The sequence below is a fragment of the Cryobacterium sp. N22 genome, assembly GCF_002929555.1.
Classification (GTDB): Bacteria; Actinomycetota; Actinomycetes; order Actinomycetales; family Microbacteriaceae; genus Cryobacterium.
In genome coordinates this window covers 292,673-310,238 of the sequence record NZ_PJJP01000039.1, presented here as the reverse complement: position 1 = coordinate 310,238, position 17,566 = coordinate 292,673, and the positions used below count along the sequence as shown (strand labels likewise).

At 69.5% G+C, this 17,566-nt stretch carries 14 protein-coding genes; 7 read left to right on the top strand and 7 right to left on the bottom strand.

What is annotated here, in order from left to right:
* The first annotated feature begins 10 nt into the window (after positions 1-10).
* Positions 11-1,450, top strand: a complete 1,440-nt coding sequence (locus CXY76_RS16855; RefSeq protein WP_104166562.1) for a class I adenylate-forming enzyme family protein — start codon at positions 11-13, stop codon at positions 1,448-1,450.
* Positions 1,431-2,648, top strand: a complete 1,218-nt coding sequence (locus tag CXY76_RS16850) for a thiolase family protein (protein ID WP_233199962.1) — start codon at positions 1,431-1,433, stop codon at positions 2,646-2,648. The genes CXY76_RS16855 and CXY76_RS16850 overlap by 20 nt, the downstream gene beginning before the upstream one ends.
* Here CXY76_RS16850 and CXY76_RS16845 read toward each other — a convergent pair.
* From CXY76_RS16845 to valS, 3 genes are read right to left on the bottom strand one after another with little or no spacing between them, the layout of a single operon-like run.
* Positions 2,645-2,911 carry a hypothetical protein gene (locus CXY76_RS16845; protein ID WP_104166560.1) on the bottom strand — a complete coding sequence of 89 codons (267 nt, stop codon included), beginning with the start codon at positions 2,909-2,911 and terminating at the stop codon, positions 2,645-2,647. The genes CXY76_RS16850 and CXY76_RS16845 overlap by 4 nt on opposite strands.
* A gap of 2 nt (positions 2,912-2,913) precedes the next feature.
* The gene (locus CXY76_RS16840) at positions 2,914-3,360 is read right to left on the bottom strand and encodes a GNAT family N-acetyltransferase (protein ID WP_104166558.1); all 447 of its coding nucleotides are present in this window, start codon (positions 3,358-3,360) and stop codon (positions 2,914-2,916) included.
* Positions 3,361-3,370: 10 nt separating this feature from the next.
* Entirely contained in the window at positions 3,371-5,953 is a 2,583-nt protein-coding gene (valS, locus tag CXY76_RS16835) for a valine--tRNA ligase (protein ID WP_104166556.1), read from the bottom strand.
* Between the two features lie 416 nt (positions 5,954-6,369).
* Here valS and CXY76_RS16830 point away from each other — a divergent pair, with 416 nt between their 5' ends.
* Positions 6,370-6,993: a hypothetical protein gene (locus CXY76_RS16830; protein ID WP_088456382.1), complete on the top strand. Its 624-nt coding sequence runs from the start codon at positions 6,370-6,372 to the stop codon at positions 6,991-6,993.
* Positions 6,994-7,038: 45 nt separating this feature from the next.
* On the top strand, positions 7,039-9,957 hold the full coding sequence (locus CXY76_RS16825; protein ID WP_104166554.1) for a hypothetical protein: 2,919 nt from the start codon (positions 7,039-7,041) through the stop codon (positions 9,955-9,957).
* 98 nt (positions 9,958-10,055) lie between these two features.
* Here CXY76_RS16825 and CXY76_RS16820 read toward each other — a convergent pair whose 3' ends face one another.
* Positions 10,056-11,567, bottom strand: a complete 1,512-nt coding sequence (locus CXY76_RS16820) for an HNH endonuclease signature motif containing protein (RefSeq protein ID WP_104166552.1) — start codon at positions 11,565-11,567, stop codon at positions 10,056-10,058.
* 157 nt (positions 11,568-11,724) lie between these two features.
* Here CXY76_RS16820 and CXY76_RS16815 point away from each other — a divergent pair, with 157 nt between their 5' ends.
* From CXY76_RS16815 to CXY76_RS16805, 3 genes are read left to right on the top strand one after another with little or no spacing between them, the layout of a single operon-like run.
* Complete coding sequence (locus CXY76_RS16815; protein ID WP_146073480.1) at positions 11,725-12,417, top strand: hypothetical protein; 693 nt, start codon at positions 11,725-11,727, stop codon at positions 12,415-12,417.
* Entirely contained in the window at positions 12,414-13,007 is a 594-nt protein-coding gene (locus tag CXY76_RS16810) for a hypothetical protein (protein ID WP_104166548.1), read from the top strand. Before CXY76_RS16815 ends, CXY76_RS16810 begins: the two co-directional genes overlap by 4 nt.
* Positions 13,004-13,579, top strand: a complete 576-nt coding sequence (locus CXY76_RS16805) for a hypothetical protein (protein WP_146073479.1) — start codon at positions 13,004-13,006, stop codon at positions 13,577-13,579. Before CXY76_RS16810 ends, CXY76_RS16805 begins: the two co-directional genes overlap by 4 nt.
* A 15-nt stretch (positions 13,580-13,594) precedes the next feature.
* Here CXY76_RS16805 and CXY76_RS16800 read toward each other — a convergent pair whose 3' ends face one another.
* The 3 genes from CXY76_RS16800 to CXY76_RS16790 are packed head-to-tail and all read right to left on the bottom strand — an operon-like array spanning position 13,595 to position 17,490.
* Positions 13,595-14,857, bottom strand: a complete 1,263-nt coding sequence (locus CXY76_RS16800; protein ID WP_104166544.1) for a hypothetical protein — start codon at positions 14,855-14,857, stop codon at positions 13,595-13,597.
* 54 nt (positions 14,858-14,911) lie between these two features.
* Positions 14,912-16,693 carry an ABC transporter ATP-binding protein gene (locus CXY76_RS16795; protein WP_199190342.1) on the bottom strand — a complete coding sequence of 594 codons (1,782 nt, stop codon included), beginning with the start codon at positions 16,691-16,693 and terminating at the stop codon, positions 14,912-14,914.
* Positions 16,690-17,490, bottom strand: a complete 801-nt coding sequence (locus CXY76_RS16790; protein WP_199190371.1) for an ABC transporter permease — start codon at positions 17,488-17,490, stop codon at positions 16,690-16,692. Before CXY76_RS16790 ends, CXY76_RS16795 begins: the two co-directional genes overlap by 4 nt.
* Positions 17,491-17,566: the final 76 nt, after the last annotated feature.

The window sequence follows — 17,566 nt, the reverse complement described above, 5'->3', positions numbered from 1 at the left end:
AATGGTACCGATGCCCATTCTCACGTCCCTCCACCGCTGGGCCGAGTCGTTCCCCGACCAGGTCGCCGTCGCCGTCGACGGCGAGACCGTCAGCTACGCCCGGCTGCGCGAGCGCATCCTCGACCGGCCCGTCACCAACGGCCTCACGGTCATCAACCGGGCCAACAGCATCGACGCCGTGGTCGAGTTCCTCGCGGGGGTGTCGGGCAGCGGGTGTGTCGCCGTGCTCGATCCGCACTGGCCGGCGGAGCAGCGCGCTGAGGTCGAGCGGCGGCTGCGCGGCATCGCGGCAGGATCCGATACGACCGGTGCGCCCGCGCCCGGTGAGCCCGGTTCCGGAGGATGCACCGTGGAGCGTCTGACCGACGGCCCGGCAGAGTCCACGTTCCTGTACGGCTTCACCTCGGGCACGACCGCCCTGCCCAAGGCCTTCCGCCGCACCCGGCGGTCCTGGCAGCGTTCGCTCGAACAGAGCCCCGGGGTGCTGCGGGCGACCCGGCACGACCGCACCCTCGCTCCGGGTCCGCTCACGGCCAGCCTCAATCTATACGCGCTCGTCGAGTCGCTGCACACCGGCGGCAGCTTCCACTTCCTGGAGAGGTTCGACGTGGCGGCCGTTTTCGGCTGCCTCGAGCGCGAACGGATCACCAGGCTGGTGGCCGTTCCGACAGTGCTGCGGATGCTCGCCGACCGGGCGGTCGCGGCCGGCCGGGAGGATCGCGAGGTCGTCTGCATCGTCAGCGGCGGGGCGAAGCTGGACGCGGCCACCACCGGTCTGCTGCAGCGGTGGGCGCCCCACGCCACCATCGTGAGCTACTACGGCGCCGCCGAACTGGGCTTTGTCGCGGCGTCCACGGTGGCCCCTGGCGACACTCCTCCCAACGCCGACGGCATCGTCGGGCTCCCCTTTCCCGGGGTCGGCATCCGCATCGCCGACCACGCGGGCCGGCCGCTCCCGGCCGGCGTGACCGGAACCATCCAGGTCGTCAGCGACTACGTCTGTGACGGCTATCTGTGGGGTGACGACGGCGCGGCGTTGACGCGCGCCGGCGCCTGGAGCACGGTCGGCGACCAGGGCTTCCTCGACGAGTCCGGAGTGCTGCACGTGCGTGGTCGCCGGGCCGACATGATCGTCAGCGCCGGCACCAATGTGTATCCGCAGGAGGTGGAGGCCGCCCTGCACGGCGTGCCCGGGGTGCAGGCCGCCGTGGTGACGGGACGACCCGATGCGGTTTTCGGCACCCGCGTCGTCGCTGCTGTGGTCGCCGGGCCCGAGCTGGACGCCGCCCGGCTGCGGACCGCCTGCGTTGGAGTTTTGGTCGGAGCGCACCGCCCTCGCGACTTCTTCAGGCTGACCGAGCTTCCCGTGACGACGGCGGGCAAGGTCAGCCGCAGTCTGTTGGCACAGTGGATCGAGGAGGAAGACCCCCGTGTCGTTCGCCTCCGCTGATCCGCCCCGCGCTCGTCAGGGTATCCACCAGGATGACCGGCAGCCGGTGATCCTGCTGGGCCGCCGCACGGCCTTCGCCCGCCGCAACGGGGCTCTGCGCGGCGTGACGGCCGCCGACCTGTTGGCGCCGGTGCTCGCGGCGGTCCTGGCCGACAGTGGCCTGGCCGCAGCCGACGTCGATGATGTGATCATCGGCAACGCGGTGGGCGGCGGCGGCAATGTGGCCCGACTGGCCCTGCTGTCGGCGGGACTCCCGTTGGCCGTACCCGGGGTGACCATCGACCGGCAGTGCGGATCCGGACTGGAAGCCATCATCCTGGCCTGCCGGCTCGTGCAGGCCGGCGCCGGCAGCCTGTACCTCGCGGGCGGCGTGGAAAGCACCAGCACGGCACCGCTGCGGGCCCACCGGCTCAGTTCCACGGATGGCGCCCCCGACTTCTACGACCGGGTGAGATTCTCACCTGACGACATCGGCGACCCGGACATGGGCGTCGCAGCAGAGACCGTTGCGGCCGTTTACGGCGTCGACCGCGGGCGGCAGGACTCCTTCGCCCTCCGCAGCCACCGGCTGGCCGGAGAAGCGAGGGAGGCCGGCGTCTTCGCCGCCGAGATCGTCGACGTAGGCACGACGAAGGGGCCGGTCTCGGCAGACTCCGGGCCCCGTTCGGCCCTGACCCCGAGCCTCCTGGCCCGGTTTCCTCCGGTGTTCGCGGCGGGGGGATCCGTCACGGCCGGCAACTCCTGCGGTGATGCGGACGGCGCCGTGGTGGTGGTGGTCACCAGCCGGGCGCGCGCGGCGGCTCTCGGCGCATCCGGTCACCTGGTCTTTGTGGATGCGGTGCCGGCCGGTGTCGACCCCAATCTGCTCGGGGTCGGCGGTGCGGCGGCCGGGCTGAAGCTGTTCGCCCGCACCGGAATCACGGCCGGGCAGCTGGGCCGGGTGGAGTTCACCGAGGCGTTTGCATCGCAGACGTTGGCATCACTGGACCAGATGGCGATCCCCGTGGAGCGCGCCAACCAGCAGGGCGGCGCCATCGCGCTCGGGCACCCCTACGGGGCATCCGGGGCCCAGCTGGTCCTGCGCCTGCTCAGCCAGTGCCGCGCAGGGGCTTCTGCGGGTGAGCTGTCCCTGAGCGCCCTGAGTATCGCGGGCGGACTCGGACTCGCCGCCCTGTGGCGGTGGGAGGCGGCGGCCTAGATCCAGTCCTCGTCGTCGTCCATGACGATGGCGGGCTGCGTGATGGTAGCGCTGTCTTCCTTCGGGTCGAACCGGATGACGGTACCGTCGTCGAGTTCGATGACCGGGTTGCCCTCCAACCAAGTCAACGTCCAGCGCCAGGCGCTGGTGTCGTCAGGTAGCGCGGCGAGGTCGCCCTCGACGGCTTGCAGGGCGATGACGACGACCTCGGGCAGCCCGGCCGGCGGTTCTGCGCCGAGGGACCAGCGGGTTCCGAGTTGCATGGTTAGACCTCGGCCTCGTAGGTGACCCAGTTGGTGCGGGTACCGACCTCGTCGTAGAGCTTCTTGGTGGACTTGTCGTCTGCCGTGGTGATCCACTGCAGCGTGCGGTAGTTGTGCGCCTTGGCGTACTCGCGGGCGAACTCGAGCAGGGACTTGCTCACCCCGCCGTCACGCACAGCCGCGGTCACGAACAGGTCGTCGATGAACAGTCCGACGTCGCCGCTGAGGGTACGCGGGAACGCACGGTAGAGCGTGAATCCGACGAAGTCGCCGTTGTCGTCGACCGCGACAGCGCCGTCGAGGTCATGGTTCTTGTCGATGATCCAGCTCCACACTCGCAGGGCCTTCTCGTCGGTCAGGTCGCTCTTGGAGAACTCGCTATACCCTTCGAACAGGCCGAGCCACGGGAAGAAGTCTTTGTCGCCGAGCGGGCGGACCTTGATTGACATGCGGTTCTCCTTAAATTTCCGACACCGTGGCGAGCACGATATCAGTTACGACCAGTTCATCGGCCTTGACGAAGGTCAAGTCCGTGATCCGGCCTACTGCTTTCAAATCGGCGGCAACATGCGCGAGCAGGGCAACCTCTGCTTCCGGTCCGCCGATGGTGGCGGAGGTGACGGCAGACTTCTGTGACGCCTTCGCGTCGGTCTTGGCCCGACGGATGCCCGTGAGCGCCCGACTGGCCAGGTCCAGCAGCGCGATGCTGTCGGCATCCGGCGTCGTGCCGGAGGCGACCGGCCAGGTGGCACGGTGCACCGATTCGTCGTTGGACCACGACCAGGCTTCCTCGGTCGCGAAGGGCACGAACGGGGCGAACAGGCGCAGCAACGTCGACAGGGCGGTGCGCAGCGCGGCGACGGCCGAGGCCTGCTCCGGACCGGTCTCACCGTAGGCGCGTTCCTTGACCAGTTCGAGGTAGTCGTCGCAGAAGGTCCAGAAGAAGCTCTCGGTCGACTCCAGTGCACGGGCGTGGTCGAACGCGTCGAACGCGGCGGTCGCCTGGCCGACGACGACATCGAGACGGGCGAGCATGCTCACGTCGATGGGTTCGGTCACCGGCGCCGCGTCATCGCCGGCGAAGCCGAGGATGAACTTGCTGGCGTTGATGATCTTGATCGCCAGGCGGCGGCCGATCTTGATCTGGGTGGGGTTCTTCGGGTCGAACGCCGCGTCGGTGCCCAGCCGCGAGGACGCCGCCCAGTACCGCACGGCGTCGGAGCCGTGCTGGGTGAGCACGTCGGCGGGAGTGACCACGTTGCCCTTGGACTTGGACATCTTCTTACGGTCGGGGTCGACGATGAAGCCGGACAGCGCCGCGTGCTTCCACGGGGATTCGCCGTGCTCGAGTTCGGCGCGCAGCAGGGTGGAGAACAACCAGGTACGGATGATGTCCTGGCCCTGCGGGCGTAGCGAGTACGGGTACACGAGGTCGAAGAGTTCGGGGTCGCGTTCCCAACCGCCGGCCAGCTGCGGGGTGAGGGACGAGGTGGCCCAGGTGTCCATCACGTCGACCTCGCCGACGAAGCCGTTGGCCGCGCCGCGCTGCTCGGCCGTGTAGCCGGGAGCCACATCCGAGGATGGGTCGACGGGCAACAGGTCGCCGGTGGCGATGATCGGCTGGTCGAAGACCGGGTTGGAATCGGCGTCGAGCGGGTACCAGACGGGCAGGGGAACTCCGAAGAAGCGCTGGCGGGAGACCAGCCAGTCACCGGTGAGGCCGTTGACCCAGTTCTCGTAGCGCACGCGCATGAATTCAGGATGCCACTGCAACGCGGTTCCGTGTTCGATCAGGCGGGCGCGGAGCTTCTCGTCGCGGGCACCGTTGCGGATGTACCACTGGCGGGTTGAGACGATCTCCAGGGGCTTGTCGCCCTTTTCGAAGAACTTGACCGGGTGCACGATCGGCTTGGGGTCGCCGATCAGGTCGCCGGACTCACGGAGCAGGTCAACCATGGCCTGCTTGGCCGAGAAGACGGTCTTGCCGGCGAGCTGGGCGTAGGCGGCCTGCGCGGCCGGGGTGACGAGAACGTCGGGGGCCTCGGCGATGATGCGGCCGTCGAAGCCCATGATGGCGCGGTTGGGCAGGTCGAGTTCACGCCACCAGACCACGTCGGTCACGTCGCCGAAGGTGCAGATCATCGCGATGCCCGAGCCCTTGTCCTTCTGCGCGAGGTGGTGCGCGAGGATCGGGATCTCGACGTCGAACACCGGGGTGCGCACGGTGGTGCCGAAGAACGGCTTGTAACGGTCGTCGTCCGGGTGCGCCACGAGGGCGACACAGGCGGCGAGGAGTTCCGGCCGGGTCGTCTCGATCTCGATGGTGGAGCCATCCGGCTTGTGGAAGGACACCCGGTGGTACGCCGCCGGCATCTCCTTGTCCTCGAGTTCGGCCTGGGCGACGGCGGTGCGGAAGGTGACGTCCCAGAGGGTGGGGGCCATGGCCTGGTAGGCCTCGCCACGGTTGACGTTGCCGATGAAGGCGAGCTGGGAGGCGGTGATGGACTCCGGCGCGATGGTGCGGTAGCTCTGGTTCCAGTCGACGCTGAGGCCGAGGGTGCGCCACAGTTCTTCGAACTGCTTCTCATCCTCAACGGTGAGGCGTTCGCAGAGTTCGATGAAGTTGCGGCGGCTCACGGGGAGCTGGTCGGCGGCCTTGGTGCTCTTGCCGTCGCCGCCCTCGAAGGGCGGAACGAAGTCGGGCGTGTACGGCAGCGACGGGTCGCAACGCACACCGTAGAAGTTCTGCACGCGTCGCTCGGTGGGCAGGCCGTTGTCATCCCAACCCATCGGGTAGAAGACGCTCTTGCCGCGCATGCGCTGGAAGCGAGCGACGACATCGGTGTGCGTGTAGCTGAAGACATGGCCGATGTGGAGCGAGCCGGAGGCTGTGGGCGGGGGAGTGTCGATCGAGAAGATCGACTCCTTCGTGGCGGCGGCCCGGTCGAAGCGGTAGGTGCCCTGTGCTTCCCAGCTGGTCTCCCACTTGGCTTCGAGCCCTTCGAGGGCGGGCTTTTCGGGAACGCGGTCAGCGTGGGTCATGACTCTCCGATTCATTTCAGCGGCACCGTGTCGATGGTGAGGTGCCTTCAGTACTGCTGAACCAATCTAGCCGATTCCGCGCCCGGGGCCGCACGTCGAGGGAGTGAACGGGCTGATCCGAGGGAGGATCGCGACGCTGGCACCCGCCGGATCTGATTTTCGGCGGACACCTCGCGGGCAGGGCGGCGTGGCGCAGATCCGGCCGCAAAAGTCGCGAAAATATTGACATGAAAATACTTCAGATTTAACTTGTGCCGGGTGGTTCCAGACCGCTAACTTGAGCCAAGGGGCAACCGATTTTTTTGGGTCTACCGGGGAATTTCCTTCCTGACTAGGTCAACCCAGGGTTTCGATTGGGTCGCAGTCTGCGGCCTTCATTCTGGACCCCGGCCTGCCCTAAACCGAAGGATTCCGTCATGCGTAAACCCAGTACCCTCGCCCGGCGCATTGTGACCGTTGGTGTTGGCCCGGCCGCCATCCTGCTCGCCGGCGCGATGGTGTTCCAGGCGTCGAACGCCGCGTTCTCATCCTCGACCCGAAACCCCGGAAATAGCTGGAGCACCGGGAGCGTGGCCCTCACGGACGACGACAACGGCACCGCCGGTTTCCAGGTCACCAACGTCACGCCTGGCGACACCGGCGAGAAGTGCCTCGTCGTTACGGCATCGTCGTCCGTCGCCGGGGTAGTCAAGGCCTATGTGCAGAACCTGTCGCCCTCGGCGCAGGGACTGGAGAAATACATCAAGCTGAAGATCGAACAGGGCACCGGCGGGAGCTTCGCCGACTGCACGGGTTTCGTCATCGACCCGGCGGTCCCGGTCCTGCCGGCAGCGTCGTTGGCCACACTGTCCACGGTCAATAGCGACTACGCCACCGGTGGTAGCGCGTGGACGACCACAGGAAACGCCAGCGGGGAGTCCAAGACCTACAAGGGAACCTGGACCTTCGATGCGACCGGATTGACCCAGCTGCAGGTCGACGCGTTGCAGGGCGCCTCCACCAGCATCGACCTCGTCTGGGAGCTGCAGAACAGCAACTAGTTCGGCCATCCACCACCAGGTAGCGCCCCGACAGATCAGGTAGCAGTGTCCCTCGACAGTGGATCCACCGACAGCACCGTCGGTCGCCAGCCCCGCGCCGTGCGCGGGGGCTGGGGATTCCTGACGATCGCCACCCTGTCGAGGGCCTACCTGGTGTTGATGCTTGCCCTGGGCGCCTGCGCCACGCTGCCGATGCTCACCGGCCTCACGGGTTCGATCGTGCAGAGCGGGTCCATGGAACCGCTGATCAGTGCCGGCGACATCGTGCTCTCCGAGCCCATGGAGGCCGACACTCCGCCGCCCCTCGGGCGCGTCGTAAGCTTCCCCGCCCCGGCCGGGTCTGCCACGGCCGGCACCATGCTGCACCGGGTGATCGGGGCCAACGAAGACGGGTCGCTCATCACAGCGGGTGACGCCAACCAGAGCGTGGACAGCGGCCCCCTGGACCGGGGCGACATCATCAGCCAAGCCCAGCTCCTGATCCCCTGGATCGGGCTGCCCGCCTTCTGGCTGACCACGACGGCCATCACTCCGCTTGTGCTGTGGCTGACCATAACCGCCGCGGCCGTCGTCATCGTCGCGCTGGACGGCGCCGCGAACCCGCGGTCGCGCCGGCCCCGTGGACGTCACTTCCGACCGTCTGGTCAGGGGAGGGGCCCGCGGGTTCCGCCGGCCGAACTGGTCGCCGCGGGGGTCGTTGCGACACTGATCGCCGTCACACTGGTGGCGGCACCGCCCACCGAGGTGACCGCCGCCTTCAGCGCCACCACAACCATGGCCGGCAGCTCTTGGGAGACCGCCGGCCCCGCAACCCAACTGGCCTTCACGACCACCCCCTCCGGCTCAACCGGCGGCGTCGCCTGGTCCCGTCAACCCGTCGTGGCCATCCAGAACGCCGAAGGGGAAACCACGTCGAGCACCGCCAGCGTGGCCCTGACCCTGACCAATCCGGCTGGGGCGACCCTGGCCTGCGCGGCCAATCCGGTAGCCGCCGTCTCCGGCCGCGCGTCATTCGCCGGCTGCCGCATCGACCGGGCCGGAACGTACACGCTGACCGCCCGTTCCGGCGCACTTCCCGCCGCTCTCAGTGCCACGTTCACCATCACGACAGGCCCGGCCTCGAAGCTGGTCTTCACGGCCCAACCGGGCCCCACATCGGTGGACACAGCCTTTGCCGTCCAGCCGGTGCTGGCGATCCAGGATGCCGGCGGGAACACGGTCAGCAGCACAGCGGCCGTCACCCTGGGCCTGACCAGCGCTGCGGGGGCCAGTCTCAGCTGCACGGCCAACCCGAGAGCCGCCGTGGCCGGGACCGCGACCTTCGCCGGCTGCAAGATCACCAAGCCCGGGAGCTACTCCCTGACCGCGACCGCGGCCGGGTTGACCGCGGCCGTGAGCGGATCCGTCGCGATCAGCGCCGGTCCCGCCGCTCGCCTCGTCTTCACCACCAGCCCCTCCGGCTCAACCGGCGGGATAGCCTTTGGCACCCAGCCGGTGGTCGCCGTCCGGGACGCGGGTGGCAACGCCGTCGCCACCACCGCGCCGGTCACCCTCGCGATCACCACAGCGGCGGGGGCAACCCTCGCCTGCAGCGCGAACCCGGCCACGGGCACCGGAACCGTCACATTTGCCGGCTGCTCCATCGGGCGGGCGGGCACCTATACCCTGACCGCCAGCTCGGGAACGCTCACGGCGGCCGTGAGCGCGAGCTTCACCATCGCCGTCGGACCCGCCACGAAACTGGGTTTCACGTCGGCACCGACCACGACGCGGTACAACACCACCTTCGACAGCCAACCCGCGGTCGCGATCCAGGACGCCGGCGGCAACACCGTCGCGAGCACCGCCGCCGTGGCCCTGAAGCTCACGACCGCTGCCGGGGCCACGCTGTACTGCACAGCAAACCCCAAGGCCGCATCGTCCGGTGTTGCGGCGTTCTCCGGCTGCAGGATCGACAAGGCGGGCAGCTATACGCTGACCGCCACAGCCGGCGTCCTGACCCCGGCGGTCAGCGGCAGCTACACGGTGACCCCGGGTCCTGCAGCGAAACTGGCTTTCAGCGTCAACCCCGGTGGGTCGACCGGCGGTTTGGCCTTTTCCGGCCAACCCACGGTCGTGGTGCAGGACGCCGGCGGCAACATCGCGACCGGCACCTCGCCGGTGACCCTGAGCCTGACCACCGCAAACGGAGCCACACTGACCTGCGCGACGAACCCGGTCTCGCCGCTGTCGGGGGCGGCCGCATTCGCCGGCTGCGCCGTCGACCGGGCCGGCAGCTACACGCTGCGGGCGGTGTCCGGCAATCTCACCGCCGCCACGAGCGCAAGCCTCACGGTCGCCACCGGGCCCGCTGCCCGGCTGGTCTTCGTCTCTTCACCAGGGTCGACAACCTCGGCGACCACTTTCGGAAACACGCCGGCAGTGACCCTGCAAGACACAGGCGGCAACGCTGTCACCGCGACCGGGCAAGCCACCCTTGCCCTGACCAACGCTGCCGGCGCAACACTGGCTTGCACGACAAATCCCGCGCCGTCGTACTTCGGTTGGGGATTCATCTTCTCGGGATGCAGCATCGACAAGGCCGGTACCTACACGCTCACCGCAACCGCCGGCACGCTGACTACCGTGAGTCCCGCCTTCACGGTCACCCCCGGTGCCGCGAGCAAGCTGGTCTTCGTTGCGTCTGGGTCCGGTGGGTCGGTGAACCAGGTTTGGGGCACCCAGCCGAGTGTGGCGATCCATGATGCCAGCGGAAACGTTGTTGCGAGTTCGGCCGCGGTCACCGTCAAACTCACGACCCCGGCAGGGGCCACTCTCACGTGTACCAGCAACCCTCGTGCGGCGGTGTCCGGTGTGGCGACGTTCGCCGGCTGCCGGGTGAATCGGGCGGGGAGCTACACGCTCACCGCGACGTCGGGGACCCTCGCGGCGGGGGTCAGCCCCGGTGTCACGATCGCTCCGTAATCGTTGAATCTCGGAGTTCGCCCGCGGGCGTTGCGGCGCCCGCTCGAACGCGATGAACCGAGCCCCTGCTGGGGAGTGGTCTCAGACGACCCGCCCGCCTAGTAGGGCGGTGGATCTTCGGGCCGGTCGCTTGTCCGCGGCCGACCCGGTGCTGCTGGCGGTTCGGGTGTCGTGGCCAGGGTGGGTGGTGGACCGAGGGTGGTTTCCGGATAGGTGCGGTGGGTTTCCCCGGCCGGTGAGGTCCAGACGAGCACCCCACCGGGCTCTTGGACGACGGTCCAGAGAGTTTGGTGTTTGAGTCGGTGGTGGGCGCGGCAGAGGTGGGCCAGGTTGTCGTAGTCGGTCGATCCGTCGTGTTCTCTGGCGACGGTGTGGTCGATGTCGCTGCGGGATGCGGGTCTGCTGCAGCCCGGGAAGCGGCAGGTGCCGTCCCGTAACCCCAACCACCGGCGTGTGTCGGCCGGGACCCGGTACTGCTCCTTACCGACCGAGAGCACCGCCCCGGTCTCCGGGTGCACCAGCAGCCGGGTGAAGCTGGGGCAGCCGGCGGCGATCTCCCGGGCCACGTCGGCCGGGATCGGCCCGTACCCTTCCAGGAAACCGGGTGCCTCGCTTTTTCCCATCGCGGTGAGTACGGGCACGGTGACCATCACGCTGCCGCGGATGCCGCCGCCGGTGCCGGCGGGGGTGACGCCGTCCAGGACCAGGTCGGCCATTGCGTCGGCGCAGATCTGCCCGATCGTGCGCCGCTCTGTTTCGGGAATCAACGGGTCTTGCCGTTCCTGTTTCTGGGCGGCGTGGGCGATGCTGGTCAACCTGTCGTGCGCGGCCTGGGTTTGCACCGCGGTGCCGTACCAGGTCAGGGTGCCCATGCCATCGGCCCGGCCCTCCCACCAGACCCCACGTTCGGCAACAGCGGCGGTGGCCCGTGTGCTGAGGGTCTCCGGGTGCGCGCGTTCCCGCATCCGCCTCGCCTTCACCGCGAGTTTGCCCACGGTGAGGTCTTTGGCTTCCGGCAGCAACTTGGCTTCGAACTCGGCGGCTTCCTCGAGCGGGATGAAGCTGAGCTGGTCCATCAACACCTGCCCGTGCCGGTAACTGATGTCGCCGGAGCTCATCGCGGTGAGGGTGGCTTTCATCGGGCCGGCGAACATCGAGGATTCACCGATCAGGTTCTCCGCGGTGCGATCGGCCAGGCGCAGCGAGCAGGCGACCTCGGTGGTGATCGTGCGGCGGGCGATTTCCTGGTCTTCCCATGCCGCGATCTTCCGAGGGCTCGCGTCGGCGTCGGTGCGGACCGGGCCGCGGGCCGACTCGGCGGTGTAGTCGGGGTTGAGGACTTTCGCGGTGGCCGGGTCGGAGCTCCACCGCTGCAGGTCCGCCAGCGCACGAGCGCGTTCGGCGGTCGCCTTCGCGATCTTGCGGTGGGCCTTCCTGGCCTTGGCGACCTTCCGCGCGAGGGTGGCCTGAGCCTGATCCTGCAGGGTGCGCCGGCGCCGGTGGGCGTGCGCTGCGGCACCGGCGGCGGCGGCGGCGTCGGCAGCCGCGTCGTGGGCGTCGTGACCCGGGTCCTCCGGGTCGGTCGGGAACTGCTCTGCGGGGCTGCTCATACCCCGATATTCTCACCGACCACTGACATTCCAGCCCTTGCAGAACCGGGTGGGGAAAGGTACTCAAACCGGCCGCCTGTGGAGGAGTAGCGGGCTGGACGCATCAACGGTCCTTTCGCTCGCTACGATGTCCCCATGGCCAACCGAGGGGGATTCAGTGCCGGATGATTCAGCGGCAGGCCCGCCCGATTCTCCAGACGCTGCGCCGACCCCGCCGCCCAGGCCCGCCTTATGGCGGGAGCGTATCCCCGGGCTCGCCGACCGGCTGCCGACGCGGTGGCTCCTCACCGGCCTGACGACCGTGCTCCTCGGGCTGTCGGCCCTGTTCGGCGGGCTCGACGACACTCCGGTCCAGGCTGCCCCGGTCATCGCGGAGGGTGAACGCCACGTCGGGTCCGAGCTCACCGTCACCGTCACCCGGGCGCTGCTCATCGACGCGTTCCCTGAGCAGGGCGTCGTTCCGGCCGAGGGCGACCGGCTGCTCGTCGTGCGCGCACTGGTGGAAAACACCACCACGGAGCCGATCCGCCTGAACACCGTCGACTCCGACCGGATCCGGGTCGGCGGGGTGCCCGGCCTGCCGCGGGCCGAGCCGCCGTTCGACATCCTGGTGGTCGACGACGGCAGCGACGAGGTCGTCGCGCAGTCCGGCGTGCCCGTCGAGGTGGTTTTCATCTGGCAGGTTGCCGGCGACGCCGTGGCGGAGGGCGACGCGATCGAGGTTCAGCTGCTCGACCGCGTTTTCATCAGCGAGGGCGAGCTCACCTACGGCGGACTGTACGGTGACCCCGTAGTGAGCGGCACCCTCGAGCTGAAACTGGGCGACGTGGGCGCCGGGGTGTCGGAATGACCCCGGGGATATCGCGCTGGCGGCACGCCGCGAACGGGGCGGCGTTGCTGGCCATCCTGGCTGTTGCGTCGGTCGTCTTGCACACAACGCCGGGGCGGGAGCTGCAGCACTCGGCGTTCATCGTGCCGGCCACGTTGACGGAGCCGGCCAGTGGGCGCAACATCCGTGCCACCGTGCATTCTGTCGCCATCGCGGAGGCGGTGACCGCAGGTAACGGCTGGGCCGGGAGCACACCGGGCGTCTGGGTCGTTGTTGAGCTCAGCGTCGAGGCCGTGGTGGACGACGAGGGCGGCGTGCTCGGAACGGCCGTGCTGCGCGTGGGCGACACCGCATTCAGCGCCTCGACCCGACCGGGGACCGGCACTCTCGCTACCAGCGGGCTGGCCACCGGTATCCCGCTGACCGGCCCGCTCATGTTCGAACTCCCCGCGGATGTCGTCTCGGCCACGGCCGCACAACACGCCACCCTCGAAATCGCCAGGAGTGGCGATCCCCGCGTCGACTCCCTGCTCGTGATGCCCGTGGATCTGGCCGCGCTGGACGTGCAACCGAGCATCGATGTCGACTTCCCTAAGTGGGGTGCCCGGTGAGTCGCGGTGGAAAGCGGGTGGGCTGGCTGAGGCGGAACGGCCGCGCACTGCTGGCGGTTCTGGTGCTGCTACCGGTGACCGTGGGGATCATGTTCGCGAACCAGTGGATCCGGTATTTCGAGGAGTGGCCCAGCCGACCGGTGAATGCTGCTGTCGGCGAGACACTCGAGTACGGCAACGCACGGTGGCGCATCGAGTCAACCGCCAGGGTCAGCGCCGATAGTGCTGCCGGGCGTGAGCGGGACCTCCCCGCCGGCACCGACCTGATTTCCGTCACGGTCGAGGTCGACCCGACCGGCACCGGGCCGGATGGCGTGCCTGACCTGTGCACCGCCCGGCTGGAGGAATCCGGCGGCGGAACCGTGACGAGGAGCTGGTCGAACGGCTCCCGGGGGGCGCTCCTCGGCGGGGCCGGGCCGTTGCTCACCTCATGCAGCTCAGACCTGAGCACCCGGTATTCCTTCGAGGCGGAGTTCGTTGTGCCCGCCGAGGCGGGGGAGTCCTCATCCCTCACCGTCAACATCGCTGTCCCGGGCTTCCTGCCCGAGTACGGCAGGTTCGCCCTGGACTGACCCGCCAGGGGCGGGTTACGCGTTCGCGCGGACTGGTTCTGCGAGGGCGGCCGCCTGGCGTCGCTCGCCCAGCCGGCGCAGGCAGTAGTCGTAACCGGCGGCGATGAGGCAGATGCGCAGCGGCTCGAGGAGTACCTCGATGGCGAAGATGAGGCCGTCGTCGACGTTCATCCACCACGTCTCCAGGTCGTGGGCGCCGATCAGCCGGGTCGCGCCGAACCCGATCCACGCCCCGGCGGCTTCGATCACGGTGTAGGCGAGCACGAAGATGCCCATCGGCACGACCCCCGCCCGCCACACCAGCGTCAGGGCGTTCGCGAGCGGCTTCCAGCGGCCCACGAAGCCGGTGCCGACATCCGCAAATCGGCGGGAGACGGCCCTGGGCACGCGGGCGTAACGGGTGCGCACCCGGTCTGAGTAACGGTTCTGCGGCACCCTGATGAGCAGTGGGCCCGCGGTGAGCGCCCGGCCGTAGACGATGCCCGCGAGTGCGAGCCAGGCAACCGGGAGCAGCACGAGGGCGCCCACCTCACCGATCACCCAGGCGATGCCGTCCCAGACGACCCCGATCGGGGCGAAGACGTCTCCCAGGGCGGAGCGCAGGTCGGCTATCCAGTGCATCGCCGCACGGTTGGCAACCCACGACCCGAAGTCGTCACGGTAGTTGCTGATCAGGAACAGGGTGAGATAGACCCAGACGGCCTCGAGGTACACGGTCACCACGGCAGTCCATCGCGGCAGCCTGGCGCTGTACCGCTTGAGCAGGAATCGCCCGGTGAACGCGACGGCGATCGCCGCCGCAGAGGCCCAGGTGAGCTCGAGGTTGAGCACCCCGGCCGAGTTGTCGGTGTCGTCGAACGGGTTGATCTTGGCCAGTGCCGAGGCCGCGTACTGCAGGGTATCCTCCGCAAGGAACTGCCAGGCGGCGTAAAAGGCGAAGAAGGGCAGCACACTCGCCAGGAACAGGTCCTGCAGACTTGGCCGTCCGGTGGCCGGCGCCTCCTCGGTGCGGTCGATGGCGTCGTCGCCGGTCTTGGCGAGATCGTCGAAGGCGGGCATCCCGGGGCGCAGCACCAGGAACATCCCGATGAAGCTCGCCAGCCGGGCGAGGATGGCGACGGGCATGATGAGGAACGCGGTCAGGGCGTCCGTGGTCCCGACCAGGGCGGCGACCTCGATGACGAGGTACCGCGCCAGCCATCCGGCCAGATACAACGCCAGCAGGACCGGCCATCTGGAGGCGGCCAGCCGGAGCGTTGAGGTCACGATGGAGAACACATGGCTCAGCGTAGGGTACCCGCGGGTTCACGGAGGGGCATCAGGCCCGCGGGTTCACGGCAGGCGGGGCACTGCCGCGAGTAACGCTTGTGTGTACGGATGCGCCGGTGCCCGGAATACCTCGGCGGCAGTGCCGGTCTCGACGATCCGGCCGTCGTTCATCACGGCGACCTGGTCACTGACGTGCTGGATCACGCCGAGGTCGTGGGAGATGAACAGCAGGCTCAACTCCAGCTCATGCTGCAGTTCGTCGAGCAGGTCGAGGACCTGGGCCTGCACACTCACATCCAGCGCCGAAACGGGTTCGTCGCAGATCAGGATCTGGGGGCTGGAGGCCAGGGCGCGGGCAATGCCCACCCGCTGGCGTTGTCCGCCGGAGAGGTCGGTGGGCCGGCGATCCAACAGGGTCTCGGCCAGGCCGACATCATCAAGAAGTGCGGACACCCGGGCGGCCGTGGCGCGGCGCCCCGCCGAACCTCCGCCGGAGCTGCTCCCGGCGGTGGCGGCGACGGCATGGCGGAGGATCTCGCGCACGCTCAACCGGGGGTCGAATGATCCGAGCACGTCCTGGTAGACGGCGCCGACCAGGGACCGCCTGGCCCGGCGGTCGCGTTCGGGCAGCGTGCTCCACGCCTCACCGAGCAGGCGCACTTCCCCGGCGTCGGCGGCCGTGAGCGCCAGGGCGAGCCTGGCGGTGGTGGTCTTGCCGGAGCCGGACTCGCCCACGATGCCCAGGGTGCTTCCCCGAGGCAACCGGAAGGACACCTCGTCGACGGCGCGGTGCAGGGTGCCGTGCGGGCCACGGAACGACTTGGACAGCCCGATGGCCTCCAGGGCGATGACCGGTTCGGCAACGGGCTCTGCCGCCGGGGTGCGGGACGCAACGCTGACGGGGACCCGCTCGGGCAAGCGCTCGGGGACACGCGCGGGCGGGTGCGCGACGACGGGCTCCCGCACGGCCGTTGCCGGCGCGAGCCTGGACCCGCGCGGCCTGTCCACGGGAACCGCAGCCAGCATCCGCCTGGTCTCGGCGTGCCGGGGGTTCTGCAGCACCTCGGCCGTTGTGCCGGTCTCGATGATGCGGCCCTCGTGCATCACCGCGATCCGGTCGGCGATGCGGCCCACCACGGCGAGGTCGTGGCTGATCAGCACGATGGCCGTGCCCCGGGCGCGCACCTCCTCGAGCAGGTCGAGCACCTGGGCCTGCACGGTCACGTCGAGGGCCGTCGTGGGTTCGTCGGCCACCAACAGCGGGGGATCGAGGGCGAGCGCGGCGGCGATCAGGGCGCGCTGGCGCTGGCCGCCGGACAGCTCTCCGGAGCGCCGGCCCGCGTAGAGCTCCGGCTGCGCCAGTCCGGCGGCGTCGAGGACCTCGAGCACCCGGCGGCTGCGTTCGGCCCGGTCGAGTCGGGTGTGCAAGCGCAGCGAGTCGCCGATCTCGCGGATGATCGGGCGGAGCGGGTCGAGGGAGGCGAGGGCGTCCTGCAACACCAGGCCCACAGCCCGGCCGCGGCGCCGGCGCCAGGCCGACTCCGAGAGCCCGAGCACGGACTCCCCGGCGAGGCTGAGCTCATCGGCGCTGACCCTGGCCCCGGCACCGGCCAGACCAAGGATGCTGCGCGCGGTGACGCTTTTGCCCGACCCGGACTCGCCGACGATGGCCAGGCATTCGCCGGCTCGGACCTCGAACGAGACACCGCGCACGGCGTCGTCGGCTGACGCATCGCCGAAACCCACCCGCAGGTTGCCCACTCGCAGGGCGACCGGCGGGTGCAGGCCGGCCGCGAGCGCGACGGCAGCGCGGGAGGAGGCATCGCGTGGTCCTGTGGTGCTCATGCGTGCCTCATCCGTCGTTCGATCGAGCGGCCGAGGGTAGTCGCGCACACGGCGGTCAGCACGATGAACAGGCCGGGGAAGAAGCTCATCCACCAGGCCGAGGTGATGTAGGTGCGGCCGGCGGAGAGCATGGCGCCCCATTCGGCGGCCGGGGGTTGCGCGCCCAGCCCCAGGTAGCTCAGCGCGGCGGCCCAGACGATGGCCTGACCGATGCCGAGGGTGCCCAGAACCAGCAGGGGCGCCAGCGTGTTGGGCAGGATGTGCCTGGTCAGGATCCGGCCGCGGCCCAGGCCCTGCACCGTGGCCGCCTCCACGAACGCCGAGGATCGCACCCGGAGCAGCTGGGCGCGAATGATGCGCGCGTAGCCCGGCGCCGTGGAGAGCCCCACCGCGATGATGGCGCTGCCGGGACCCGGACCGAACACCAGGATGAACAGCAGGGCCAGCAGCAACCCCGGAAAGGCGAACAGCACCTCGAGGAATCTGTTGACCGTGAAGTCCACCGCGGCGCCGAGGGTGCCGGCGACCGTGCCGAGGACCGCGCCGAGGCCGAGCCCGATCAGGGTGGCCGTGAGGCCGATCAGGAGGGAGTCCCTGGCCCCGTCGACAACGCGGGTGTAGATGTCCCGGCCCGATTCGTCGGTGCCGAACCAGTGTTCCCACGACGGGGCGCCGAACGCTGCAAGCGGGTCGATGGCGAGCGGGTCGCCGGGGGCGAGCAGGCGCGGAACGATCGCCGCGGTGAGCAGCAGCACGGCCACGAGCACGGCAGCGAGTTCCACCACGCTGACCCGCATCCTGCCGAAGCCGCCGCCCGCGGATGCCGGGGGGCGCCCGGCACCGTGACCGGTCGCCGACGCCTGAATCTCCAGT